A 24,475-nucleotide genomic window follows, 5' to 3' on the forward strand; every position below is an offset into this window, starting at 1 on the left:
ATACAGGATGCGGGAGAGGAGAAACGGAGGGAAGCTGCCCTGTGCCTGGGGGATCAAGGCGGGAGGGGAAGCGGAGCTTTCGTTTTATGCCATCGAAACAGAGGAGAGGCGGGAGCGCGAATAGGAGAGTTTGATGGAATTCTTTTCGAAGACGGATCAGGGCCGGAGACGGCAGTTGAATCAGGACTATGTCTTTGCCAGCAAAGAAGCAGTGGGGAAGCTTCCGAATCTCTTTCTCCTTGCGGACGGCATGGGGGGACACAGGGCAGGGGACTATGCCTCCCGCTTCCTCGTGGAGGAGCTCCATAAGTATCTTGAGAGCGCGGAGGAGGGGCCGACGGTCCGCCTCCTGGAGAGAGGGATCCGCAGGGTCAATGCGGAGCTTTTTCGTCTCTCCTCGGAGAACGATGAGCTCCGGGGGATGGGATCCACCCTGGTATCCGCCGTCATCGAGGGAAAGCTCCTTACGATCTCCAATATCGGAGATTCCCGCGCCTACCTGATCCGCGGGAGCGGCATCCGTCAGATCACCCACGACCACAGCTATGTGGAGGAAATGTGTGAGAGGGGACTCATGCGCCGCGGCTCTCCGGACTATCTGAGGGCCCGGAATATCATCACGCGCGCGGTCGGGACGGAGAGCAGCGTCGAGGCCGATTTCTTCGAAGTGAATCTGATGGAGGGGGACTCTCTCCTTCTGTGCTCGGACGGGCTCAGCAATATGGTGGACAATGAGAGCATCCTTAATATCGTGCGGGATGCTTCCCCTGTGGAGGAGAGGGGGCAGGCGCTCATCGATATGGCGAATATCAATGGGGGGAGAGACAATATCGGCGTGATCCTCATTGATGCTTTCCAGGGGGAGGGCGGAGCATGATTCTGAAAGAAGGAGAGATCCTGAGCGGAAGATACCGCATCCTCTCTCTCGTCGGCCAGGGCGGCATGAGCTATGTCTACCGGGCCGAGGACCGGAAGATGGGGAGATTGGTGGCACTGAAGCTTTTGAAGGAGGAATACTGCGAGGACCGGGAGTTCATCCGGAAATTTCAGAGGGAGGCGCAGGCGGCGGCCAGCCTGAATCATCCGAATATCGTCTCCGCCTATGATGTCGTGGACGATGAGGAGCACAGGATCCATTACATCGTGATGGAGCTTGTGGAGGGCATCACGCTGAAGCAGTATATCAAGAAGAAGGGGCGCCTCTCCGACCGGGAGACGATCCGCATCGCTCTCCAGCTGATCGACGGCATGGAGCAGGCCCACCGCCTGGGGATCGTCCACAGGGACATCAAGCCGCAGAACATGATGGTGAGCTCGGCGGGCACGGTAAAGATCGCGGATTTCGGCATCGCGAGAGCGGCCAGCCAGCAGACCGTCAATGCGACCGTGATGGGCTCTGTCCACTATATTTCTCCGGAGCAGGCGAGGTCCGGGGCCGCGGATGAGAGATCCGATATCTACTCCTTCGGCTGTACCCTCTATGAGATGCTGACCGGGAGGGTGCCCTATGACGGGGAGACCTCGGTCGCGGTCGTCTTCTCCCATATGGAGGATCCCATCCCCAGAGTCTCCTCCATCGTACCCGATGTTTCGCCGGCTTTGGACCGGGCGGTCTTTACCTGCATGCAGAAAAAGCCCTCTCTCCGCTATCAGCATATTTCGGAGCTCGGGGAGGACCTCCGGGCGGCGCTCTCGGATCCGGAGGGAAAGCGCGCTGAGATGGATGCAGAAAGAGAGGAAAAGGGAAAGCGCGGCGGAGTGGAGCGCGGCTTCTCCGAGCTCTCCCGGGGGATCGCGTTCGCCGTCATGCTGCTCATCGCCGTGCTCCTCCTCTTTATCGGGAGCAGGATCTTTCGCTTTATCAAGGCGGGGCGGGAGCTGAGAGGCGGGGAGACGACGACTTCCCAGGAGAGCAGCACGAAGAGCCCGGAGTCCAGCCTGAATATCACGATCTCCGCCCTGGAGACCAGACTTCCGGACATCATCGGAAAGACGATCCCGGAGGCCACGGAATATATGCGGGAGTATCAGCTTAAGTTCCGGGAGGGGGAGAAGGAGTATTCCGACAGCTACCGGGAGGGCGTCATCATCAGTTATCCGGACGGAAGCTACCGAGCGGGGGACAGCATCACGGTCATCGTCTCCGCGGGACCGGAGACCATCTATTTCTACGATGCGCAGCATCCGGAGGACCTCACAAAGCTCCATAAGATGCGCTTCTCCGAGGTGCAGAAGGAGCTCAATGCCAGAAAGATTCCCTTCACGAAGAAGGAGGAATTCTCGGAGACGGTGGCGGAGGGCTGTCTCATCAGCAGCAGCAAGGCGAGCACGGCGGGCTCCGGAGAGCTGATCCTCACTGTGAGCAGGGGCTCGGAGAGAGCGCCCATCAGTGTCCCGGACCTCGTCGGGAGCAGGGAGGAGGATGCGGTCCGGAATCTGAAGTCTGCGGGCTTCCAGCTGGGAGAGATCAGCTATGAGGAGGATCCGGATACCCCGACCGGAGTGGTCATTGAGCAAAATCCCGAAGCCGGGGACATACTGGAGCGGGGAGGAAAGATCGATCTGAAGCTAAGCGGCGCCGAAAGCGCGGAGAGCACGGAGGGGACGGGAGGCAGCCAGAAGGCGCAGAGCGGCCATTGGTACGGAAGTCTGAATCAGACGCTCCGCATCGGCTCCGGCGGACCGGGCGTCAGCGATACGATGATGGTCACGGTCTATCTTCGGCAGGATATCAACGGAGAGAGCCGCTATACGACGCTCCAGAGCGCGAGATCCTATACTCTGGGGACGGAGCTTCAGCTGGTATTTTCCAAGATCCGGGGAGCGGACGGCGTATCGAGCGGCATCGTGGAGGTGGTGGATGCGGAGAAGGACAGCGTGCTCGCACAGTACAATGTGAGCTTCCGCCCGGAGTCCGGAACATGACGCTCCGGGGTAAAATCATAAAAGGAATCGGCGGCTTCTATTATGTCCACACCGGCGAGGGGGATTTTGAGTGCCGGGCGAAGGGAATTTTTCGAAACCGGAGGGAAAAGCCGCTCGTCGGAGACGAGGTGGAGCTTTCGCCCGTGCAGAATTCCGATAGGGAGAGGAGCGGGAATCTGATCCGGATCCTCCGGAGGAAGAATCAGCTGCTTCGCCCGGAGGTCAGCAATGTGGATCAGGCCGTCGTCCTCTTCTCGCTCCGGGACCCTTCCCCGAGTCTGCCGCTTCTGGACCGTTTCCTCATCCATATGGAAATGCAGGAGATTCCGGTCCGGATCCTCTTCAACAAGGCGGATCTCCTTGTGACAGAGGAGGAGAGGGAGAGAGCCTTGGAGCTTCAGAGAATCTATGAGGGAGCCTCCTATTCCGTCCGGCTCCTGAGTGTGCGGAGGGCGGACTGCCGGGAGGAACTTCTCTCCCTCTTTCGCGGAAAGAGCTCCGTCCTCTCCGGCCCCTCCGGCGTCGGAAAATCCTCCCTCATCAATCTGATCCATCCGGAGGCGCGGATGGAGACCGGGGAGCTCTCCCGGAAGATCCGGAGGGGGAAAAATACGACGAGGCATACGGAGTTTTTCTATCTGGATGAGGAGAGCTATGTCATGGACACACCGGGCTTCAGCTCCCTCTACGTCTCCGGGATCGAGGCGGAGCGCCTCCGCTATTTTTATCCGGAATTTGAAAAATTCCGGGGGGAGTGCCGCTACAAAAGCTGTGTCCATATCGGGGAGCCCCTGCGGGACTGCCGCGTGAAGAGGGCGCTTTCGGAGGGCGAAATCCCGCGGGAGCGCTATGAGAGCTATCGTCAGCTCTATCGGGAGATACGGGATCAGGAGGAGAGGCATGGCTGAGGAAGGAGAATTCATGAAATATACACTGGCTCCCTCGCTCCTTGCAGCGGATTTTTCGGAGCTCTGGGAGGAGCTCTCGAAAGCGGAGCGGGCGGGTGTGCGCTTTGTCCACTTCGATGTGATGGACGGAAGCTTTGTGCCGAATATCTCCTTCGGCGCTCCGATCATCCGCTCTCTCCGGAAGCGAAGTCAGAGCTTTTTCGATGTGCATATGATGGTGGAGGAGCCCATCCGCTATCTGGAGGATATGAAGAACGCCGGAGCGGACAGGGTGACGATTCACTCCGAAGCGGCGAGGCATCTGGACCGCAGTTTGAACCGGATCCGGGAGCTCGGAATGCAGGCCGGCCTTGCTCTGAATCCCGCAACTCCGCTTTCCTCCGTCCTTCTTTCCGGAGGGCTCGATTCCCTGCTCGACCTTGTGCTCATCATGTCGGTGAACCCCGGTTTCGGGGGGCAGAAGCTGATCCCCTACACTCTCGATAAGATAAGGGAGCTTGCCGCGATCAGGAGGGAGAGCGGAGGAGCCTATCAGATCGGGATCGACGGGGGCGTGACGATGGAAAATCTCCCCTCCATCCTCGATGCCGGGGCGGACTTTCTGGTCGTGGGATCCTCCATTTTCCGGCCGAAGGAAAGGATTTCGGAGAATACGGGGGGCTTCCTGGAGGAGCTTTCGAGAAGATGATACATCTGGCGCTTTGCAATGATCTCAGTGCGGTCGGGAGATGCTCGATCGCGGTACAGCTCCCCGTCCTTTCGGCACTCGGAATCGAGGCCTCCCCTCTCCCGACGGCGGTGCTCAGCAGCCACACCGGTTTTTCCGGAGCGGAGGCGGAGGGGCTTTCGGATTTTTTTCAAAGAGCCCTTTCGGCCTGGGACAGGCAGGGCTTTCGCTTTGACGCTCTGCTTTTGGGATATCTCTGGGACAGCGGAGAGGCAGAGGCGCTCCTCTCCTATCTCAGAGAGCATCCGGGGACCCGCTGTTTTCTGGACCCGGTCATGGCGGATCACGGGCGCTGGTATCAGAACATGGGGGAGGAGCGCATCCCCTCCATGCGCGCGCTCCTGAAAAGCTCCGAGCTCGCCTTTCCGAATCTCACGGAGGCCTGCTTTCTCGGGGATTTCGATTATCCCTCTCTCTCGAAAGATTTGTGGGAGAGCGGCTCCTCCTTTGATTCCGGGAGGAAAAGGGCGGAGGAGCTTCTCAGGCCGCTCTGCGAAGTGCTCTCCCCGGAGGGAAAGGGGCTCATCATCACCGGGATCGAACAGGAGAAGAGCATCCTGAATGCGGTCTATGAGGAAGGGGAGCTCACGCTCCTTTACGGGGAGCGGGTCGGGGAGGGGAGACCCGGGACCGGAGATCTCTTTTCGGCGATCGCCGCCGGGAGCCGCCTTTCCGGGAGGAGCCTTATCGAGAGCGCAGTGCTTTCGGCGGATTTTATCAGAAGATGCATCAAGCGCTCGGAGGAAGGGGGAGAGCCTCCTCTTCGCGGCGTTCTCTTTGAAGAGCTTCTCCGCCTGGGGGAGAGCGGCATCCGGGGAGATGAGCGCGATGGGAACGATGACAATTTTAAGGATCAGTGATATTATATTTCCTGTGCCAAAGCTTCGCCCCCCTTGGGCGCGGAGGCAGGACAGGGCATGATGCGGAAATGGGGAAAGAGAGGAGAAATCAGAGATGCTGGATATCAGGTTCGTGAGGGAGCATCCGGAGCTTGTGAAGGAAAACATCCAGAAGAAGTTTCAGGAGGAGAAGCTGCTGCTTGTGGATGAGGTGATCCGCCTGGATGCGGAGGCCAGAAAGATTCAGCAGGAGGCGGATGAGCTCCGGGCCAGGAAGAACCAGGTCTCGAAGCAGATCGGCGCTTTGATGGCAGCGGGGAAGAAGGAGGAGGCCGAAAAGGCCCGGGCCGAGGTCGCAGACTTCTCCGGGAGACTGTCAGAGCTCGAGGCCGAGGAGCCGAAGCTCCAGGATGAGATTCATAAGAGGATGATGGTCATCCCGAACATGATCGATCCCTCCGTTCCGATCGGAAGGGACGACAGCTTTAATGTGGAAAATGAGCGCTTCGGAGAGCCCGTGGTCCCGGACTTTGAGATCCCCTACCACAGCGACATCATGCAGAGCTTCGGAGGCATCGACCTCGACGCGGCGGGAAGAGTGGCCGGAAACGGATTTTACTATCTGATCGGGGACATCGCCCGCCTCCATTCCGCGATTCTGAGCTATGCGAGAGATTTCATGATCGACCGCGGCTTTACCTATGTTATCCCCCCTTATATGATCCGCTCCCGGGTGGTGGACGGTGTCATGTCCTTTGCGGAGATGGATGCCATGATGTATAAGATCGAGGGAGAGGATCTCTATCTCATCGGGACCTCCGAGCACTCCATGATCGGGAGATTCATCGATGAGATCCTTCCGGCGGATAAGCTTCCTCTGACGCTGAGCTCCTATTCCCCCTGCTTTCGGAAGGAGAAGGGGGCGCACGGGATCGAGGAACGGGGTGTCTACCGGATCCACCAGTTTGAGAAACAGGAGATGATCGTAGTCTGCGAGCCGGAGGATGCGATGCTCTGGTATGGGAAGCTCTGGAAGAATACCGTCGATTTCTTCCGCTCTCTGGAGATCCCCGTCAGGACCCTGGAATGCTGCTCCGGGGACCTCGCCGATCTGAAGGTCAAGTCCTGCGATGTCGAGGCCTGGTCTCCGAGACAGAAGAAGTATTTCGAGGTGGGCTCCTGCTCCAACCTGGGGGATGCGCAGGCGAGAAGACTGAAGATCCGCGTGAGAGGAGCGGACGGAAAGCTCCACCTTCCCTTCACCTTGAACAATACCTGTGTGGCGCCTCCCCGTATGCTGATCGCCTTCCTCGAGAACCTGATCCGGGCGGACGGCTCCGTCAGGATTCCCGCACCTCTCCGCCCCTATATGGGCGGGAAGGAAAGCCTCGTTCCGCTCTACAACTCCATTACCGAAAAGAAATAGAGCGCAGAAGTCTGCCATCAGGCAGACTCGGAGCGTCCTTGACCACTTCTCGAAGAGAAGTGTCTCCCGAAGGGAGATCGGCTGAAGCCACCCGGGCGAAGCCGAGTCCTTCGCTTCGAAGAAGCGAAGAAAGAGCGCAGAAGTCTGCCATCAGGCAGACTCGGAGCGTACTTGAGTCTTCTCGAAGAGAACATAGAAAGGGGCGAAGAGCTGCCGCCTTTTCTGCCCTTTGCCCGCCCGGCCCAGGACGCTCTCGCTCCGGCTGCCGCGGCCAGCGGCGCATAAGCGATCTTAAGAAACCAGATCGCTAAACGCCGGGGCGGCAGACGGCCTGTGCGCGGACGGACAAAATGGCAGGGCGGGAGAGCCCCTGCTTTTCGAAGGAATGCTGAGGATGAGGAGAGGTCAGAAGCAGAATTTCATATTGAGATATCGGACGCGGGACCTTCGGGGCCCCGCGTTTTTCTGTTTTGCCAAAGCAGAAAGTGCGGCACGACATATCCCTGCCGCGTTGCCGATCCATAAGAAGGCCGTCTGCCGCCCCGGCGCTTGGCGATTTGGTACTTCAAAATCGCTTACGCGCCGCTGGCTGCGGCAGTCGGAGCGAGAGCGTCCTGCGTTGGATCGACGAAGTGGCAGGGGGAAACCGGCGGCTTGCAGAAAGCCGCCGGTGCTGTACAGATATTCCTGCCGATGCAAAGCTCGGGACGCCCGAAAAAATTATATCCCTGTAACGAAGGAGCGGAAATTATGGTCTTATAAAAAGATCAGCCTCAGTCAGGCAGGAAAACGCGGGCAGGGCCGGCCTCTCCGAGCATTTGGCAATTTGACGGGAGAAGAGGCAGAGCTGCAGGGAAACTTTCGCTTTTCACTTCACTTTTGTTTGACTTAAGCGGCTGATTTGCTACAATAATCGGAGAACTGCCGTATTATGCGAATCTTGTCTTTTCTTGTTGTACCGTTTTTTGTCAGAGGGCGCTCTATGTAGGATGCTGCCGGTGATTTTGGGGCGTTTCCATGAAAGAGAGGGGAGAGAGGTGGAACCGATCATCAGGGTCCGGGACCTTTACAAGATCTTTCATATCGGGGAGAATGAAGTCTATGCCCTGAACGGTCTGAGCTTTGACGTCTATCAGGGGGAGTTTATCGCGATTGTCGGGACCTCGGGCTCCGGGAAGTCCACCTGCCTCAATATGCTGGCGGGACTGGAGAAGCCCTCGAAGGGAGAGATAGAGATCGCGGGAGAGCGGATCGACAGGATGAATGAAGGGGAGCTTGTGCGCTTCCGACGTCTAAATGTGGGTTTTATCTTCCAAAGCTACAACCTTGTAGCCTCGATGAATGCGGTGGAGAATGTCTCTCTGCCCCTGATGTTTCGGGGCGTACCGGAGGAGGAGAGACTCCGGGAGTCCGAGAAATATCTTGAGCTCATGGGGATCGGGGATCAGCGGGATCATCTTCCGAATCAGATGTCCGGAGGGCAGCAGCAGAGAGTCGGAATCGCCCGGGCGCTCGTCATTGAGCCGAAGATCATCTTCGCGGATGAGCCGACGGGGAATCTGGATTCTCACACGACGGAGGAGGTCCTCGCTCTCATGCAGAGGATCGTCCGGGAACGGAACAATACCCTTATCATGGTGACGCATGACCCGAATATCGCGGCCTGGTCGGACCGTCAGCTCCGGGTGGTGGACGGGAAAATCGTGGAGACCGTCATTCAGAAGGAAAGTCCCATCGAGAAAAGGATATATGAGGAGAAGCATGACTGGCCCTTTGTGAAGACAGAAGCGCTGACTTCCTCCTGAGGGAGGGGAAAGCAACTGCTATGGGAAGAAAAGGGACGGAGGAGGGAAAATGCAGGGAAAAAGAAGCTTTCACAGTATGCTTTCGGGGGTTTTGGCGCTGAGTCTCCTGCTCTTTTCCTGCCTTGCGCAAGCGGGCAGGGCGGAGGCTTCCTATGTAAATACCAATATGAACACCTTTATCCACGATCCGGTGGATGCGCAGAACGGTGTGCCGGGGCAGGAGATGGAGCTCCATGTCCGGATCGGCTACAATGGTTCAAACGGACTTTACAACCCGCCGACGGATGAGATCCAGAATGTCCGCGTCCGCCTCTCGAACGATCAGAACTATCTCTCGGTCAATGAGCCGAACCAGGTAAAGAAGGAGAATCCCTACCGGAATTCCTCGGGAGAGGGGGATGACTCCGAGGCGGAGGATGCCTGGGAGAAGGGCTATAAGGCCGGGAAAAATAACGCCTATAAGAACAAGCTGAACTATGTCTATCCCGTGGACGGCGGCGTCTATCCCTTTGAGATCAATGCCTCTCTTTTCACGCAGGAGAAGAGGCTCGGCAGCATGAAGAAGGGGCAGTACGCGGATCTCAGCTTCAAGGTCCGGGTCCGCTCGGACGCTTTGAAGATGAAGGACAATGCCGGAAAGACGAGCGACGGCTACTTCGGCATCCCCTTTACCATCTGGTACGATATCCCGGGTGTGTCCGGGACCCAGAATAAGACAGAGTTTATCAATGTCTATGTCGGGGAGGCGGGAGAGGTAAAAAACCCCGCGACAAGCAATAAGGATAAGGCCTTTACCATCGGGGAGCAGCAGTCGACGCCGGTCGGGACCCGTCCGGAGGTCATGAACTACAGCGTGAATTTCCGAAATCAGAGCGGAAAGACGCTCTACGATGTGACGGTGAAGCTGAGTCCCGCCCTCGCGGAGAATGAGAGCGTCCAGCTCACACAGAACCCGAAATCAGAGGCGGTGAAGGACTTTCCCTTCGACATCAACGAGGCGAACTATGACCAGAAGTTCGACAAGGTGGAGGACAACGAGACCATCTCCCCCGGCTACTCCATGGCGATCAAGCAGAACGCGGCGAGCGGATTTTACCCGCTCCACTACATCATAAGCTATAAGCTCGCTCCGGGAGCCGATGTAAACGCCACAGAGGATGATACCTTCTTTGTCAATGTCCAAAACCCCGCCATGGTGCAGCCCCCGGAAAAGAAGGATGAGGACAAGACTCGGGACTTTAACGCGAACGACCGGACCAAGGCCAGAATCGTGGTGGACTCCTATCACACGGAGCCGGAGACGGTCTATGCCGGGCAGCCCTTCGTCCTCGTCATGAATGTGAAGAACGCCTCACAAAATATCGGCGCGAGCAATATCCTTTTGAATCTGAGCTCCGAGAAGGTGAGCGATTCCGCCGTCTTCTCCGTGGAGGGCGGTGCGAGCTCCATCTCCTTAAACGATCTCGGGGCCGGAAAGTCCAGCGAGGTCCGGGTGCAGCTGACGGCTGCCGCCGGGGTCGATCCGAAGACCTATGGCGTCACGGTAAATGAAAAGTACGACTCTCCCGACTTCAAAAACGCGGAGGAGAAGGTGGACCTGAACATCCCTGTAAATCAGATCGCCCGCCTTTCCTGCTCTAACTTCGATGTCACGCCGGAGAGCGTCGAGATCGGCGCGGAGGCGGACGCGACCTTCGGCATCAACAATACCGGAAAGGTCACGCTCTATAATGTAGAGGCTGTCTTTGAGGCGCCCTCCATCAAATCCGCCTCCGCCTATGTGGGAAACATCAAGCCCGGGGAGACCGGAAATGTGGATGTCATGCTGAGCGGCGTCGCGGCGACGGAGGACGACGGCACCATCCCGGTGAAGATCAACTATGAGAATGTGAACGGGGAGAAGTTCTCGGAGGACGCAAAAATCACTTTGACGGTTGTGGAGAAGCTGGAGACGGATGATGATATGCAGGAGAGCAAGGCGGAGAAGGAAGGGGGAGGAGGCTCTCCCGTCCGCCCGATCTATGGCATCGTCGGAGCGGCCGCTGTTCTTTCGCTGGTCTTTGCCGTCTTCCGCATCCTGAAGAGGCGGAGGAAGAAGAAAGATGAGAGCATCTGATCTTTTAAAGCTTGCGGCCGGAAATCTCAGGAGGAGAAGGACGAGGACCGTCCTCACCGTCCTCGGCGTCGTGATCGGCACGGCCTCCATCGTAGTCATGGTGAGTCTGGGGCTTGGTATGAACAGAAGTCTTGTAAAATCCTTCCAGGATTCCGGCTCTCTCACGATGATTACGATCACGAATTACGGGGATGGAATGGGCTCCGGGAAGAAGAGCGCCCCTCAGCTCACCGACAAGACGATCGATAATTTCTCGAAGATCCCCCATGTGAAGGGTACCTCTCCCTCCCTGGGAGTCTATGTCACGGCAAAGAGCGGGCCCTATGAAGCGACCTACAATATTATCGGGGTCTCTCAGGCCTATCTCCGCGAGCTGAAGCTCGCTTCGGGCTCTCCGCCCGCCCCGGGGGAGGAGCTCAGTCTGGTCTACGGAAACCAGGTCTTAAACTCCTTCCACAGGGGGAAAAACTGGATGAAATCCTATACCGTAGATCCGGAGAAAGAGACGATCTTCTACAGCTTTCCCGCTCCGGAAAGCAGCTCCGCTTCCGCAGGCTCGGGCGCCGCGAGCTCTCCCGCGGGACAGAGCCCCGGAGACAGCGGGGCTTCCGCTTCCTCCCAGCCCGCACCGCAGAAGAAGTTTATCCTGAAGACAGCCGGCATCATCGAGGGAGGAGAGGACGACTACAGCCAGGAATCCAATAATTGCTACACCGATATCGACAGCTTTAAGAAGCTTTTAAAAAAAATCTATAAGAAGGACCTGGTCCCCAGTCCAGCGCGGAACAAAAACGGAAAGCCGCTTCGCTACTATGTCTACGATGAGGCCTATGTCTTCGCGGATCACATGGACAATGTGGCCGCGGTGCAGAAGGAGATCACAGACATGGGATACAGCTGCTATTCGAATACCGAGTGGCTGAAGCAGACCCAGGGAACGCTTCGGATCACCCAGATGGTCCTCGGCGGAATCGGCGCGGTCTCCCTCCTCGTCGCGGCGATCGGCATCATGAATACGATGATGATGTCCATCTATGAGAGAACGAAGGAGATCGGCGTCATGAAGGTTCTCGGCTGTGATATGGGAGATATCCGAAATATGTTCCTGACAGAGTCCGCAATGATCGGACTTCTCGGGGGGATCGCAGGGATCTTCTTAAGCTTTGGAATCTCCGTCATCATCAATTTCTTTACGAAGAAGTACGGGGCGGAGATTATGGGATTTTCCGGCGGGGGATCGCTTTCGCTGATTCCTTTGTGGCTTTCGGGCTTTGCGATTCTCTTTGCCACACTGGTCGGGATGATCTCCGGCTATATCCCTTCTGTTAGGGCCATGAGGCTGAGCCCGCTCGCCGCGATTCGAAATGAGTAGCGGGGCAGGGCGGAGAGCGCTCATGAGAAAAGCGGAGGAGATAAGGCGCGCCCCGATCGGGATCTTTGATTCCGGAGTGGGCGGGATCAGCGTCGTGAAGGCGCTGAAACGGGAGCTCCCCGGGGAGGATCTCATCTTTTTCGGGGACAGTAAAAATGCACCCTACGGGGAGAAGAGCGTGGAGGAGATCCGCGCTCTTTCCGAGCGTTCCTATCAATTTCTGAGAGGACAGAGGGTGAAGGCCGTCGTCATCGCCTGCAATACGGCGACCTCGGCGGCGGCGGAGCTTCTCAGAGAGGAAAATCCCGGGGAAATCATCGTCGGGATGGAGCCTGCCCTCAAGCCCGCGATCGAGAACGCGGGGAGGGAAAGGCCGGAGATTTTGGTCCTTGCGACGAGCTCTACGCTGGGCGGAGAGCGCTTTCACAAGCTCGCAGCGCGCCTTGGGATGGGGGCGAGGGTGCATTCCCTTCCCGCTCCGGAGATCGTCCGCATGGTGGAGGCGGGGAGGGAGGATTCCGATGAGATGCGATCCTATCTCCGGGAGCTCCTGCGCCCGTACCGAAGGATGGCTGACGGGACGATCCGCTGTCCGCTCGACGGCCTTGTGCTCGGCTGCACCCACTTTCCCTTTGCAAAACGGGCGATCCGAGAGGTCCTGTCCTATCCGGTCCCGATCTATGACGGGGCGGAGGGCACGGCGAGGGAGACAAAGCACCGCCTCCTCCAAAAAGCTCTCCTCTCCGACCGAAAGAGCGGGGGCTGTGTCCGGCTCTACTCCAGCCTGCCCGATACAGAGCTTGAGGAGAGGCTTCTGAACAAGGAGAGCTGAGCTTCCGCCGATGCCTCGCCGATCGGAGCGATCGAGAGGCTTTTGAATGGAAGAAAGAGAGCTGAGCTTCTGCCCTCTGCCGTTTGTCCTTCCTGCACAGGGCACCCCCGCTCCGACTGCCGCAAGCATCAGGCGGATTTGGAGCGTACCCGGGTCTTCTCAGAGAGAAGTGTCTCCCGAGTCGTAAGACGGAAAAGCAGGGAAGCGAAGCCCGTTTCAGAGATTTTCAGAGGAGATATGGGAGAAGCCTTGCGCGCGCTTTGCTTTCATGATATAATCGCAGAACTTGTGCAGGGACTTTATGATTCCGGCGTCAAGGCTCTGCTCTGGAGCTGTGATCGCACGGAAGAAGCGGCAGGGCTTTATGCCGCGCCCCGATCCATGATTCAAGGTGCTTTATTAAAGGTGGTGAGAGAATGAAAATCGCGCTAGTGATCCTGTTTGTCATATTGGGGCTGGCTCTTTCTGCGATCATCCTGATGCAGGAGGGAAAGAGCGAGGGACTCGGAGCGATCTCCGGGATCGCCGATACCTACTGGTCGAAGAACCGGGGGCGTTCCATAGAGGGAAATCTGGAGAAGTTCACGAAGTTCGCGGCGATCGCGTTTTTTGCGGTGGCACTGATCCTTGACGTGATCTGGTAATCACCATCCGGGGATAAGGAGAGCTGGGACCTGCATACAGAGTATGTGGGTCCCTTTGTTTGTTTTACGAGGATAAGTCTATGTCTTTGGAAGGATGCAAGCTGATTGCAAACAACAAGAAAGCCTGGCACGACTTTTTTGTCGATGAGGAATACGAGTGCGGGATAGAGCTCTTCGGGACTGAGGTGAAGTCCCTCCGGCTCGGACACTGCTCCATCAAGGAGTCCTTTTGCCAGATCCGGGGGGAGGAGGTCTATATCAAGGGGATGCACATCCATCCCTATGAAAAGGGGAATCTCTTTAACCGGGATGCGCTCAGGGACCGAAGACTCCTTTTGCACCGATCGGAGATCCGAAAGCTTTCGGAAAAGATACGGGAGAAGGGGTATACTCTGGTGCCGCTTCGCGTCTATTTTAAGCGGAGCCTCGTGAAGGTGGAGATCGGCCTTTGCCGGGGGAAGAAGAACTACGATAAGAGAGAGGATATGAAGAAGCGGAGCCAGCGCCGCGAGCTGGAGAAGGAGTTTAAGAGGGCGAATATCAGAGTCTGAGAGAGCGCCTTGCCGCCGCCTTCCTTGCTTTTTCGGGGAGGGGCGATTATACTTGAGATCATCAGAGAAGCAGGGGAGGCGCTCCCTCCTTTTGGGAGGGGTTTCGCTTGGGAGGTGTGCATTGAAGAGCGTGGACAAGGTCAGCGTCAGTGAGCTGATCGAGAAGGAAAATCTTCGGAATCTGACTCCGGAGATCGACACGGATCCCATCTATATGACGATCCCGGATGTCAATCGCCCGGCGCTGCAGCTCGCCGGATTTTTTGACCAGTTTGATTCGGAGAGGGTGCAGCTCATCGGGAATGTCGAGACCGCCTATCTCATGACCCTGGAGAGGAGCGTGCGCTGCGCCCGCTATGCGGAGATCACGAAATATCCGATCCCCTGCATCATTTATGCGAGAAATATCGAGCCGGACTCCTGCATGGTCAGCGCCTGCCGCAATGCCGGAATCCCCCTTCTGTCCAGCCAGAGTCCGACGACGGAGCTGGAGGGAGAGATCATCCGCTGGCTGAAGGTGAAGATGGCGCCGATGATTACGGTCCACGGCGTCCTGGTCGATGTCTACGGCGAAGGAGTTCTCATCACCGGGGACAGCGGGATCGGGAAATCGGAGGCCGCGCTGGAGCTTTTAAAGAGGGGGCATCGGCTGGTCTCGGACGATGTCGTGGAGATCCGAAAGGTCTCGGAGGAGTCCCTCGTCGGCAGCGCGCCGGATATCACGAGATACTTTATCGAGCTCCGGGGCATCGGCATCATCGACGTAAAGCAGATGTTCGGCGTCGAGTGCGTGAAGGATACCCAGACCATCAACATGGTCATAAATCTTGCGGAGTGGTCGAAGGAGAGGGAGTACGACCGCCTGGGCCTGAAGGACCAGTATGCGGAATATCTGGGAAACCGCGTGATCAGCTATGAGATTCCGATCCGCCCGGGGAGGAATGTCGCGATCATCGTAGAATGCGCGGCGGTAAATCACCGCGCAAAGAAGATGGGATACAATGCGGCGCAGGTTCTCCATGACCGCGTCAATGCCAATATGAGGCGGCAAGAGGAATGATAGAGCGGAGAAGGGAAGATATGCGGAGGCATACGAGCTTTCGCGCGGGCGGAGAGGCGGAGTATTTTTTCATTCCGAAGACAGAGGAGGAGCTGATTACACTGATCCGACGCTTTTCGGAGCGGGGGGAGCGCTTTCATATCCTGGGAAACGGCACGAATCTCCTGGTGAGCGACAAGGGGCTCCGGGATCCGGTCCTTTCCCTTAGAGGAGGGCTCTCGGAGCTTCGCTTCCTCGGAGAGGACCCGGACTGCCCCGGGAGCTTTCTCCTTTTTGCGGAGGCGGGCTGCCTTCTCTCCAGGCTTTCGGATCTTGCGGAGTCCCTCTCCCTCAGCGGGATGGAGGCCCTTCGGGGAATCCCCGGGACCGTGGGGGGCGCCGTCGTCATGAATGCCGGGGCCTATGGGACGGAGATCCGGGACATCCTTTCCCGTGCTTCTCTCCTCGATGCCGCGGGAGAGCCCGTGACGCTTTCCGCCGCGGAGCTGGAGCTTTCCTACCGGCATTCCATCGTAGCGGAGCGGGGATATACGGTTCTCTCCGCCCTCTTCCGTCTCTCAAAGGGGGATCCGGAGAAGATCCGGGCACGGAGCGAGGAATTTCGGAGAAAAAGGAGCGAGAAGCAGCCCTTGAACCTTCCCTCCGCCGGTTCGACCTTTCAAAGACCCGAGGGAGACTTTGCGGGGCGGCTCATCGAGGAGGCGGGGCTCAGAGGATTTCGGATTGGAGGCGCCCAGGTCTCGGAAAAGCATTGCGGCTTTATCGTAAACACGGGAAATGCGACGGCCGCGGAGATCCACGCCCTCATTTTGGAGGTGATCCGGAGGGTGAAGGAGAGCTCCGGCGTCCTTTTGAAACCGGAGGTGAAGATGTGGGGGAGCTTCTGATCGTGACTGGGATGAGCGGCGCGGGAAAGACGGTGGCGCTCAAATCCCTGGAAGACATGGGATACTACTGCGTGGACAATCTTCCGATCCCTCTCATCGGGAAGTTTTCGGAGCTGATGGGAGAGGCAAAGACTGCGGAGAGGGCGGCCCTGGGGATCGACATCCGTTCGGGCCGGGAGCTCCCGGAGCTTCGGAAGATTCTCGATGAGAGGGGGGAGGACGGGAAGTCCCCCTATGAGATCCTGTATCTGGACGCCTCGGAGGACTGCCTGATCAAGCGCTATAAGGAGACCCGGCGTGCCCATCCCCTGAGCCGGGACGGGCGTCTCGAGACCGGGATCAGCGCGGAGAGAGAGAAGCTGTCCTGGCTTAAGAGCCGGGCGGATATCATCATCGACACCACGAGGATGCTCCAGAAGGACCTCAGGAGAGAGCTCTTTCGCATCTTCCGGGAATCGCATCGCTACGAGAATCTCCAGTGCACGATCCTTTCCTTCGGCTTTAAATACGGGATACCGGAGGATCTCGACCTCCTCTTCGATGTGCGTTTTCTCCCAAATCCCTATTATATCCCGGAGCTCAGGGGCCGAAGCGGCCTCGAGCAGCCGGTCAGAGACTATGTCCTCGGGGACGGCGTCGCGGAGCTCTTTTTGAAAAAGCTATATGATATGATTCGCTTTTTGATTCCGCACTATATCGCGGAGGGGAAGAATCAGCTTGTGATCGGAATCGGCTGCACCGGAGGCAGGCATCGCTCCGTGACGATCGCGGAGCTTCTCTTTCGGGAGCTTTCAAAGGATGCGGACTACGGCCTTCGGATCGATCACCGGGATCTGGAGCAGAGCGAAAGCGGGAAGAGGAGCGGAACATGAGAATGGATCGGCGTGTTTTTCTCATTTTCCGGTATTGAGCAGGGGAAAGCATGTCATTTTCAAGAAAAGTCAAAGAGGAGCTTTTAAAAAAGAGCTTTACAGCAATTGAAAAAACATTTAAGATTGAAACTGTCGAGACGGAGCGGGATCGGAAAAGACTCAGAGAGTTTTTTCTGAAGAGAGCCTCTATCACGGACCCCGAGAAGGACCATCATCTGGAGTTTGTCTGTCGGGGGAAGGAGGAGGCCTCGGAGGTTTCGGGGCTTTTGTCCCGTTTTTCGCTCCGGCCCAGAGCTACAGAGCGCGGGGGATACTGCATTATCTATCTGAAGGACGCCTCTGAGATCTCGGACGTTCTCAATATCATAGGGGCCCATGAGGCGCTGATGGATTTTGAGAATGTGCGGATCCGGAAGGAGCTCAGTGAGAATGTGAACCGCCGCGTAAATTTTGAGGCAGCGAATATCAGCAGGACCGTGCGGGCCAGCATCCGGCAAACAGAGGACATCCGGCTTATTGAGGAGCGGATCGGACTTGAGAGGCTGGGAGAGGGGCTTCGGGAGATCGCGAGAGCGAGACTTCGGAGACCCGATGCCTCTTTGGAGGAGCTGGCAGAGACCGTGGAGCCGCCGATCGGAAAGAGCGGCGCCAATCATCGCATGAGAAAGCTGAGCCGTATCGCCTCAGATCTCCGGAGGGAGGGATGCCCCAGTACAGGAATCAGGGAAATCCGAAAAAACCAGGCGCTGTGAAAATCAGGCATCTTAGTAAGTGTTGGAACGAGTGATATTTTCACTCTGCATGAATTGCGGCTCAGAGGATCAACCGATGAGGCCTGGAGGCAAACTATGAAGAACGCGAATGTAACTGTCAACCTGCCGAAAAAGACAGATGACCATCCGGTGGCGATGCTGGTCCAGATCGCAAGCAAATACAATTCCCGCATCTATATGTCCGAGGGAAGCCGGAAGGTCAACGCCAAGTCCATCATGGGGATGATGGCGCTCGGCCTGAACAATGGGACCGAGCTGAACGTCACAGCGGAGGGTGACGATGAGGAGGCTGCAGTTTCAGAAATCAGCGGATACCTGAAGGGGGCAGAATGAGGCTCTATGCCTGACAGGGATTGATAGAGAATGCGGCGGGCGCCCGGTTTTCCGGGCGCCCGCTTCCGGTCCCGCGCCTTGCAAAGCGGAGACACGAAGAGGAAGGAGAATATGAGCTTTACCCACCTGCATGTTCACACAAGCTATAGTCTCTTGGACGGGGCCGGGAAGATTCCGGAGATGATCGCCCGCGTGAAGGAGCTCGGCATGGATGCTGTGGCAATCACGGACCACGGTGTGATGTACGGCGTGATCGACTTCTATAAGGAGGCGAAGGCGCAGGGCATCCATCCGATTCTGGGCTGTGAAATCTATTTGAGTCCTGCCTCCCGCTTCGATAAAAGCTTCGGAAAGGCGGAGGCGAGATACTATCATCTTGTACTGCTTGCGGAGAATGAGGAGGGATACCACAACCTCATGAAGCTTGTGACGAGAGGCTTCACGGAGGGATTTTACTATAAGCCGAGGGTGGACTTTGAGCTTCTAAGGCGCTATCACGGGGGGCTCATCGCGCTTTCCGCCTGCCTTGCGGGAGAGCTTGCGAGGGATCTCTCGCGGGATCAGTATGAGGAGGCGAGGGATGCGGCTCTCCGCTATCAGGAGATTTTCGGGAAGGGGAATTTCTTCCTGGAGCTCCAGGACCATGGCTATCCGGAGCAGAGGAAGGTCAACCAGGGCCTTCTTCGGCTCCACGAGGATACCGGGATCCCGATGGTTGCGACAAATGATATTCACTATACCTTCCGGGAGGACGCAAAGGCGCACGACATCCTGCTCTGCCTTCAGACGGGGAAGAAGCTGAACGATCAGGACCGGATGCGCTATCCCGGGGGACAGTTCTATATCAAGTCCGAGGAGGAGATGCGGGAGCTCTTCCCCTATGCCGAGGAGGCGATCTTAAATACCGAGAAGATTGCAGAGCGCTGCCAGGTGGAGATCGAGTTCGGACACTACCACCTCCCGAAGTATGAGGTTCCGGACGGCTTTACCCCCCTTTCCTATCTCAGGAAGCTCTGCGAGGAGGGCCTTGTGAGAAGATACGGGGAGGAGGCAGAGCACTATCGGGAGAGGCTCTCCTATGAGCTCTCCGTCATAAGCTCTATGGGCTTTACCGAATATTTTCTGATCGTCTGGGATTATATCCATTTCGCGAAGACGCACGGCATCGCAGTCGGGCCCGGAAGGGGCTCTGCCGCGGGATCCATCGTCGCCTACAGCATCGGAATCACGGACATCGATCCGATGCGCTATCAGCTCCTCTTTGAGAGATTCCTGAACCCGGAGCGGGTGACGATGCCGGATATCGATGTGGACTTCGAATACGAGAGGCGGCAGGAGGTCATCGACTATGTGACAAAGAAGTACGGGAAGGAGCAGGTCAGCCAGATCATCACCTTCGGCACGCTCGCGGCGAAGGGAGTCGTCCGGGATGTCGGAAGAGTCATGGACATCCCCTACGCGAAGTGCGACATGATCGCAAAGCTCATCCCGAATGAGCTGAATATGACGCTCGAAAGGGCGCTCTTTGGAAGTCCGGATCTCAAGAAGCTCTATGAGGAGGACGAGGAGACGAGGCGGATCATCGATATGTCGAGGCGTCTCGAGGGACTGCCGAGGCACAGTTCCACCCACGCCGCAGGGGTTGTGATCGCGGGGTCCGCGGTCGAGGAATTCGTGCCTCTCTCGAAGAATACGGACGGCGCGGTGACGACGCAGTTTACGATGACGACGGTGGAGGAGCTCGGGCTTTTGAAGATGGATTTTCTGGGCCTTCGGACTTTGACGGTGATCCAGGATGCGATCCGCTTTGCGGAAAAGGATTACGGAAAGAGGATCGATCTCGAGAGGATGGATTATGAGGATCCGAAGGTCTATGAGATGATCTCCCGGGGGGACTGCGCGGGCGTCTTCCAGCTTGAGAGCGGCGGCATGGTTTCCTTTATGAAGCGGCTTCGCCCCACAAGCCTTGAGGATGTGATCGCGGGAGTATCCCTCTACCGGCCGGGGCCGATGGACTTCATCCCGAAGTACATCGAGGGGAAGAAGCATCCGGAAAGGGTGAGCTACGAGCACCCGAGGATCGAGCCGATTTTAAAGTCCACCTACGGCTGCATCGTCTATCAGGAGCAGGTCATGCAGATCGTGCGGGAGCTCGCGGGCTACTCGATGGGAAGGTCCGATCTCCTCCGCCGCGCCATGTCGAAGAAGAAGGCCTCCGTCATGGAGAAGGAGAGGCGGAACTTCGTCTATGGAAATCCGGAGGAGGGCATACCCGGCTGCCTCTCTGCGGGGATCTCCGAGCAGGTGGCGAATCATATCTACGACGAGATGATCGACTTCGCAAAGTATGCCTTCAATAAGTCTCACGCCGCCTGCTATGCGCTTATCGCCTATCAGACCGCCTATCTTAAGTGCTATTACCCCGCGGAATTTTACGCGGCCCTCATGAGCTCCTTTATGGACAATGCGGGGAAGACCGCGGAGTATCTGGAGTTTGCGAGGGACCGGGAGATCCCCATCCTCCCGCCGGACATCAATCTCGCGGAGAGCGGCTTCTCCGTCTCGGACGCTTCGATCCGCTACGGGCTCAGCGCCGTGAAGGGGATCGGGAGGAGCGCGGCGGAGCAGATCATCGAGGAGAGGAGAAGGGGCGGAAAATTCCGGGACCTCGAGGACTTCCTTCTCCGCATCTCGGATCGGGGCGTAAACCGGAGGGCGGTCGAGTCCCTGATCTACTCCGGAGCTCTGGACAGCCTTCCCGGAAACCGGAGGGAGAAGGTGACTGCCCTTCCCTTCCTGCTGGAGTCGAAGTCGAAGGAGAAAAGGAACGCGATGGCGGGGCAGATGACGCTCGCGGATCTCCTGGGAGAGGACAATGAGGAGGCAGAGGCCTTTCGCTTCACCATGCCGGTCCTCCCGGAGTTTCCAAAGGCGGAGCTTCTCCGAAATGAGAAGGATGCGCTCGGGGTCTATCTCTCGGGGCATCCCCTGGACAGCGACCGGGAGCTTCTGGACTTCTATGTGGATGCGAAGGCGGGGGCCTTCCGGACGGATCCGGAGAGCGGAGAAGAGGGCGGACTCTCCGAGGGACAGCTTGTGACAGTCGGCGGTCTTCTCACGGAGATCCGGCAGAAGGTCACGAAGAAGAACGAGCTGATGGCCTTTCTCACGCTGGAGGACCGGCAGGGGAGCATCGAGGTCACGGTCTTCCCGAGGACATTTCAGGAGCAGAGGGAGGCCTTAAACGGCGAGGAGAAGCTGCTCATCCAAGGGAGGGTGCAGCTTGGAGACGGGCAGGATGCAAAGCTCATCGCAGAGCGGATCCTCCCCTTCCGGGAAGTCCCCCGGGAGCTCTGGATCCAATTTTCCGACAAGGAGGATTATCTTCGGGGGGAGAAGGATCTCTCCGGGCTTCTTCATCCGCATCCGGGGGAGGCGGAGGTCTGTGTTTATCTCAGAAAGGAGAGGGCGGTGAAGCGTCTTTCGAAGAGCAGCGCCGTATCCATCGAAGAAGAGCTCCTCCGTTCGCTTCGCTCCGGCTTTGGTGAAAAAAATATCAGGCTCCGCTACGGCCTATTGAAAAAAAGAGGGCGATGAATTATGATTCCAGTGTCAAAAGTCTGCCTCTGCTTTTTTGCTTTGCGGAATCGTATCGGGGCTCTGAGCCTCTGAGAAGGGGGCGAAAAAAAGCGGATGGAGACGGGGGCTTTCCCATCGGGTTCCTTCCTGATGGGCAGAACGGAGGGAGCTATGGCTGCTAAGATAAAGACGATTGGAGTTTTGACCTCGGGAGGGGATGCGCCCGGCATGAACGCGGCGATCCGGAGTGTGGTCCGGACCGCGATTCACAGCGGAGTGGCCGTCAAGGGCATCATGAGGGGCTACGCCGGACTTCTGGAGGAAGAGATCGTCGATATGAATACGACCTCCGTCTCCGACACGATCAGCCGCGGCGGCACGATTCTTTTCACCGCGCGCTGCAGGGAGTTTACGACTGCGGAGGGGCAGGAAAAGGGGGCGGAGATCTGTCGAAAGCACGGGATCGACGGCATCGTCATCATCGGAGGGGACGGCTCCTTCCGCGGCGCGGGAAAGCTCTCCGCCCTCGGGATCAATACGATCGGGGTCCCGGGGACGATCGATCTGGATATCGCCTGCACGGATTACACGGTCGGCTTCGACACGGCGATCAACACGGCCATGCAGGCCATCGATAAGATCCGGGACACCTCGACCTCCCATGAGCGCTGCTCCATCATCGAGGTCATGGGACGCCGGGCCGGCTACATCGCTCTTTGGTGCGGCGTCTCGAACGGCGCGGAGGAGATTCTTCTCCCGGAGAAGTATGACGGCGACGAGCAGTCCATCATCAACCGGATCATCGAATCGAGAAAGCGCGGAAAGAAGCACTACATCATCATAAACGCGGAGGGAATCGGGCATTCCGGCTCGATGGCGAGGCGGATTGAGGCCGCGACCGGGATCGAAACCCGGGCGACCATACTCGGGCACATGCAGCGGGGCGGCTCTCCGACCTGCAAGGACCGCTATTACGCATCCATCATGGGGGCGAGGGCGGCGGAGCTTTTGGTCGAGGGAAAGTCCAACCGCCTGGTGGCCTATAAAAAGGGAGAGTTTGTGGACTATGATATTCAGGAGGCTCTCCGCATGACGAAGAACATCCCGGCGGAGCAGTACCGGGTCGCGAAGCTCCTGGTGCGCTGAGCTCTGCCCCTGCTTTTGATGGGGACAGCCGGCGTGAGTTTCGCTGTCCTCTTCCGCGCGGAAGCTTTTGCTCCGACTGCCGCATGGATGGATTTTCCGAAGCACCGGGCCAAAAGACGACACAGTTCCGGCTTTTTCTTCGGGCAAGGGGAAAGCGGGATAATTTCCGGGAGGAGAGGAAGAGGAGCTGCTTTTGGAGGGAGAGGTGGGAAAGATGGCGGATGAGAGCTCGGTGCTCTGCGCCGCGAATTCTTATATCGAGAAATTTTACTGGAATCCGGCCTATCGGCTTCCGGAGGAGGTGCGGAAGCGTCTTCGGATCCTGGCCGTCCGTTTCACAGAGGAGGTCGGAGGGATCCTGATCCTCCGCTTCCATGAGAGAGGACATCTGGAGCTTCAGTCTGTGTCGGAGGAGGGAGATTATCTCTACGACGAAATCGGAGCAGAGCTTAAGCTCCGGGAGCTTTCTGCGGAGAATCAGGAGCTTTTCCAGAAGCTGGAGCTGTATTTTCAGGGGATGGAGGCTATTCGGAGGGCAGGTGCGGTCTGTGAGAATAGGGAAGCTTGAGCTCAGGGGAAATCTCGTCCTCGCGCCGATGGCGGGGGTGACGGATCTCCCCTTTCGAATCCTCTGCGAGGAGCAGGGGATCGCACTCTCCTGCACGGAGATGGTGAGCGCAAAGGCCGTGCTCTACGAAAGCCGAAATACAGAGGCAATTCTTGAGAGGGGAAAGGGGGAGTCTCCGCTCGCCGTGCAGCTTTTCGGATCCGATCCGGAGATCATGGGCGAGATCGCGGTCCGTCTGGAGGAGCGCTTTGATGTCCTGGATGTCAATATGGGCTGCCCTGTCCCAAAGATCGTGAGAAACGGAGAGGGCTCCGCCCTGATGCGGAAGCCGGAGCTTGCCGGGAGGATCATAAAAGCGATGGTCTCGCGGGTTCATAAGCCTGTCACCGTGAAATTTCGGAAGGGCTTTTCCGCGGGGGAGTCCACCGCCCCGGAATTTGCGAAGCGGATGGAGGATGCGGGAGCGGCCGCGGTGACGGTGCACGGCCGGACGAGGGAGCAGTACTACAGCGGGAAGGCGGACTGGGAAGTTCTCCGATCGGTAAAGGAGGCGGTCTCCATCCCGGTCATCGGAAACGGGGATGTGTTTTCTCCGGAGGATGCGAAGCGCATGCTGAAGTCTACGGGCGTGGACGGGATCGCCCTTGCGAGAGCGGTGAGGGGGAATCCCTGGCTGATTCGCCGGACGGTCCTCTTTTTGGAGAGCGGCGTCCTGCCGGAGGAGCCGGGATTAGAGGAGAGACTCCGGCTCATGGAGCGTCACATTGCGCTTATGGTGGAGTATAAGGGGGAGAGGGTCGCTGTGCGGGAGATGCGAAAGCATCTCTCCTGGTATACGGCGGGCCTTCCCCGCTCCTCGGACTTTCGGAGGAGAGTGAATGCCGCGGAGACGTCGGAGGAGCTTCGGGGGCTGCTCTCTTTGCTCCGCTGATAGAGGCTTAAAAACGGGCCGATCATGGAGGCCGGGTTTGTTACGGCTTTGGGGGCCTGTGCTCTGCCGGTGGATGGAAGACGGATGAGAGCGGGGCCCTGATATAAAAAAGTTCTTGACAGCTCTCCCGCGCTTATGTTAAAAAGGAAAACCATAGAAACCGTTGATGCGGAGATAACGG

Annotated in this window: 21 protein-coding genes; all 21 read left to right on the plus strand. The window is 57.8% G+C overall.

What is annotated here, in order from left to right; all coding sequences use genetic code 11:
- Positions 1-133 precede the first annotated feature (133 nt).
- The 21 genes from GCWU000341_RS02985 to dusB all read left to right on the plus strand — a co-directional run bounded on the left by GCWU000341_RS02985 (position 134) and on the right by dusB (position 24,294).
- Positions 134-877 carry a Stp1/IreP family PP2C-type Ser/Thr phosphatase gene (locus GCWU000341_RS02985; RefSeq protein WP_009214243.1) on the plus strand — a complete coding sequence of 248 codons (744 nt, stop codon included), beginning with the start codon at positions 134-136 and terminating at the stop codon, positions 875-877.
- Positions 874-2,925 (plus strand): protein kinase domain-containing protein, encoded by a 2,052-nt coding sequence (locus GCWU000341_RS02990; protein ID WP_009214244.1) that lies wholly within the window; start codon positions 874-876, stop codon positions 2,923-2,925. Before GCWU000341_RS02985 ends, GCWU000341_RS02990 begins: the two co-directional genes overlap by 4 nt.
- Entirely contained in the window at positions 2,922-3,833 is a 912-nt protein-coding gene (gene rsgA / locus GCWU000341_RS02995) for a ribosome small subunit-dependent GTPase A (protein WP_009214245.1), read from the plus strand. Before GCWU000341_RS02990 ends, rsgA begins: the two co-directional genes overlap by 4 nt.
- Entirely contained in the window at positions 3,826-4,521 is a 696-nt protein-coding gene (gene rpe, locus GCWU000341_RS03000; protein ID WP_009214246.1) for a ribulose-phosphate 3-epimerase, read from the plus strand. The genes rsgA and rpe overlap by 8 nt, the downstream gene beginning before the upstream one ends.
- Complete coding sequence (locus GCWU000341_RS12545; RefSeq protein WP_009214247.1) at positions 4,518-5,420, plus strand: bifunctional hydroxymethylpyrimidine kinase/phosphomethylpyrimidine kinase; 903 nt, start codon at positions 4,518-4,520, stop codon at positions 5,418-5,420. Before rpe ends, GCWU000341_RS12545 begins: the two co-directional genes overlap by 4 nt.
- Before the next feature lie 94 nt (positions 5,421-5,514).
- On the plus strand, positions 5,515-6,825 hold the full coding sequence (serS, locus tag GCWU000341_RS03010) for a serine--tRNA ligase (RefSeq protein ID WP_009214249.1): 1,311 nt from the start codon (positions 5,515-5,517) through the stop codon (positions 6,823-6,825).
- 989 nt (positions 6,826-7,814) lie between these two features.
- Positions 7,815-8,630, plus strand: a complete 816-nt coding sequence (locus tag GCWU000341_RS03020) for an ABC transporter ATP-binding protein (RefSeq protein ID WP_009214252.1) — start codon at positions 7,815-7,817, stop codon at positions 8,628-8,630.
- 49 nt (positions 8,631-8,679) lie between these two features.
- Complete coding sequence (locus GCWU000341_RS03025; protein ID WP_009214253.1) at positions 8,680-10,746, plus strand: COG1361 S-layer family protein; 2,067 nt, start codon at positions 8,680-8,682, stop codon at positions 10,744-10,746.
- A complete protein-coding gene (locus GCWU000341_RS03030) occupies positions 10,733-12,118 on the plus strand; it encodes an ABC transporter permease (protein ID WP_009214254.1) in 1,386 nt (461 codons plus the stop codon). The genes GCWU000341_RS03025 and GCWU000341_RS03030 overlap by 14 nt, the downstream gene beginning before the upstream one ends.
- A gap of 22 nt (positions 12,119-12,140) precedes the next feature.
- A complete protein-coding gene (murI, locus tag GCWU000341_RS03035; RefSeq protein WP_040652982.1) occupies positions 12,141-12,950 on the plus strand; it encodes a glutamate racemase in 810 nt (269 codons plus the stop codon).
- A gap of 416 nt (positions 12,951-13,366) precedes the next feature.
- On the plus strand, positions 13,367-13,594 hold the full coding sequence (gene secG / locus GCWU000341_RS03045; protein WP_009214257.1) for a preprotein translocase subunit SecG: 228 nt from the start codon (positions 13,367-13,369) through the stop codon (positions 13,592-13,594).
- 80 nt (positions 13,595-13,674) lie between these two features.
- Complete coding sequence (gene smpB, locus GCWU000341_RS03050; RefSeq protein ID WP_009214258.1) at positions 13,675-14,145, plus strand: SsrA-binding protein SmpB; 471 nt, start codon at positions 13,675-13,677, stop codon at positions 14,143-14,145.
- 121 nt (positions 14,146-14,266) lie between these two features.
- Positions 14,267-15,205, plus strand: coding sequence for an HPr(Ser) kinase/phosphatase (hprK, locus tag GCWU000341_RS03055; RefSeq protein ID WP_009214259.1), 939 nt, complete (start codon positions 14,267-14,269; stop codon positions 15,203-15,205).
- 20 nt (positions 15,206-15,225) lie between these two features.
- Positions 15,226-16,092, plus strand: a complete 867-nt coding sequence (murB, locus tag GCWU000341_RS03060) for a UDP-N-acetylmuramate dehydrogenase (RefSeq protein WP_242651599.1) — start codon at positions 15,226-15,228, stop codon at positions 16,090-16,092.
- A gap of 11 nt (positions 16,093-16,103) precedes the next feature.
- The gene (gene rapZ, locus GCWU000341_RS03065) at positions 16,104-16,964 is read left to right on the plus strand and encodes an RNase adapter RapZ (protein ID WP_036600079.1); all 861 of its coding nucleotides are present in this window, start codon (positions 16,104-16,106) and stop codon (positions 16,962-16,964) included.
- A gap of 50 nt (positions 16,965-17,014) precedes the next feature.
- On the plus strand, positions 17,015-17,716 hold the full coding sequence (gene whiA, locus GCWU000341_RS03070; protein ID WP_009214262.1) for a DNA-binding protein WhiA: 702 nt from the start codon (positions 17,015-17,017) through the stop codon (positions 17,714-17,716).
- Positions 17,717-17,812: 96 nt separating this feature from the next.
- Positions 17,813-18,070 carry an HPr family phosphocarrier protein gene (locus GCWU000341_RS03075; RefSeq protein WP_009214263.1) on the plus strand — a complete coding sequence of 86 codons (258 nt, stop codon included), beginning with the start codon at positions 17,813-17,815 and terminating at the stop codon, positions 18,068-18,070.
- Positions 18,071-18,181: 111 nt separating this feature from the next.
- Positions 18,182-21,667 (plus strand): DNA polymerase III subunit alpha, encoded by a 3,486-nt coding sequence (locus GCWU000341_RS03080; RefSeq protein WP_040653337.1) that lies wholly within the window; start codon positions 18,182-18,184, stop codon positions 21,665-21,667.
- Between the two features lie 153 nt (positions 21,668-21,820).
- The gene (gene pfkA, locus GCWU000341_RS03085; RefSeq protein ID WP_040652987.1) at positions 21,821-22,795 is read left to right on the plus strand and encodes a 6-phosphofructokinase; all 975 of its coding nucleotides are present in this window, start codon (positions 21,821-21,823) and stop codon (positions 22,793-22,795) included.
- A 193-nt stretch (positions 22,796-22,988) separates the two neighbouring features.
- On the plus strand, positions 22,989-23,363 hold the full coding sequence (locus GCWU000341_RS13410; RefSeq protein ID WP_009214267.1) for a DUF6145 family protein: 375 nt from the start codon (positions 22,989-22,991) through the stop codon (positions 23,361-23,363).
- A 28-nt stretch (positions 23,364-23,391) separates the two neighbouring features.
- Positions 23,392-24,294, plus strand: a complete 903-nt coding sequence (dusB, locus tag GCWU000341_RS03095; protein ID WP_050761897.1) for a tRNA dihydrouridine synthase DusB — start codon at positions 23,392-23,394, stop codon at positions 24,292-24,294.
- Positions 24,295-24,475 lie beyond the last annotated feature (181 nt).

The sequence above is a fragment of the Oribacterium sp. oral taxon 078 str. F0262 genome, assembly GCF_000160135.1.
Lineage (GTDB): Bacteria > Bacillota > Clostridia > Lachnospirales > Lachnospiraceae > Oribacterium.

Excerpts from the sequence above, each read along its gene's own strand:
- GCWU000341_RS02990 (WP_009214244.1), top strand. The coding sequence starts at position 874 with ATGATTCTGAAAGAAGGAGAGATCCTGAGCGGAAGATACCGCATCCTC.
- murI (WP_040652982.1), top strand. The coding sequence starts at position 12,141 with ATGAGAAAAGCGGAGGAGATAAGGCGCGCCCCGATCGGGATCTTTGAT.
- murB (WP_242651599.1), top strand. The coding sequence starts at position 15,226 with ATGCGGAGGCATACGAGCTTTCGCGCGGGCGGAGAGGCGGAGTATTTT.
- rapZ (WP_036600079.1), top strand. The coding sequence starts at position 16,104 with ATGAGCGGCGCGGGAAAGACGGTGGCGCTCAAATCCCTGGAAGACATG.
- GCWU000341_RS03080 (WP_040653337.1), top strand. The coding sequence starts at position 18,182 with ATGAGCTTTACCCACCTGCATGTTCACACAAGCTATAGTCTCTTGGAC.
- rsgA (WP_009214245.1), top strand. The coding sequence starts at position 2,922 with ATGACGCTCCGGGGTAAAATCATAAAAGGAATCGGCGGCTTCTATTAT.
- whiA (WP_009214262.1), top strand. The coding sequence starts at position 17,015 with ATGTCATTTTCAAGAAAAGTCAAAGAGGAGCTTTTAAAAAAGAGCTTT.
- dusB (WP_050761897.1), top strand. The coding sequence starts at position 23,392 with ATGGCGGGGGTGACGGATCTCCCCTTTCGAATCCTCTGCGAGGAGCAG.
- smpB (WP_009214258.1), top strand. The coding sequence starts at position 13,675 with ATGTCTTTGGAAGGATGCAAGCTGATTGCAAACAACAAGAAAGCCTGG.
- secG (WP_009214257.1), top strand. The coding sequence starts at position 13,367 with ATGAAAATCGCGCTAGTGATCCTGTTTGTCATATTGGGGCTGGCTCTT.
- GCWU000341_RS12545 (WP_009214247.1), top strand. The coding sequence starts at position 4,518 with ATGATACATCTGGCGCTTTGCAATGATCTCAGTGCGGTCGGGAGATGC.
- GCWU000341_RS03025 (WP_009214253.1), top strand. The coding sequence starts at position 8,680 with ATGCAGGGAAAAAGAAGCTTTCACAGTATGCTTTCGGGGGTTTTGGCG.
- GCWU000341_RS03075 (WP_009214263.1), top strand. The coding sequence starts at position 17,813 with ATGAAGAACGCGAATGTAACTGTCAACCTGCCGAAAAAGACAGATGAC.
- rpe (WP_009214246.1), top strand. The coding sequence starts at position 3,826 with ATGGCTGAGGAAGGAGAATTCATGAAATATACACTGGCTCCCTCGCTC.
- GCWU000341_RS02985 (WP_009214243.1), top strand. The coding sequence starts at position 134 with ATGGAATTCTTTTCGAAGACGGATCAGGGCCGGAGACGGCAGTTGAAT.
- GCWU000341_RS03020 (WP_009214252.1), top strand. The coding sequence starts at position 7,815 with ATGCTGCCGGTGATTTTGGGGCGTTTCCATGAAAGAGAGGGGAGAGAG.
- serS (WP_009214249.1), top strand. The coding sequence starts at position 5,515 with ATGCTGGATATCAGGTTCGTGAGGGAGCATCCGGAGCTTGTGAAGGAA.
- GCWU000341_RS03030 (WP_009214254.1), top strand. The coding sequence starts at position 10,733 with ATGAGAGCATCTGATCTTTTAAAGCTTGCGGCCGGAAATCTCAGGAGG.
- pfkA (WP_040652987.1), top strand. The coding sequence starts at position 21,821 with ATGGCTGCTAAGATAAAGACGATTGGAGTTTTGACCTCGGGAGGGGAT.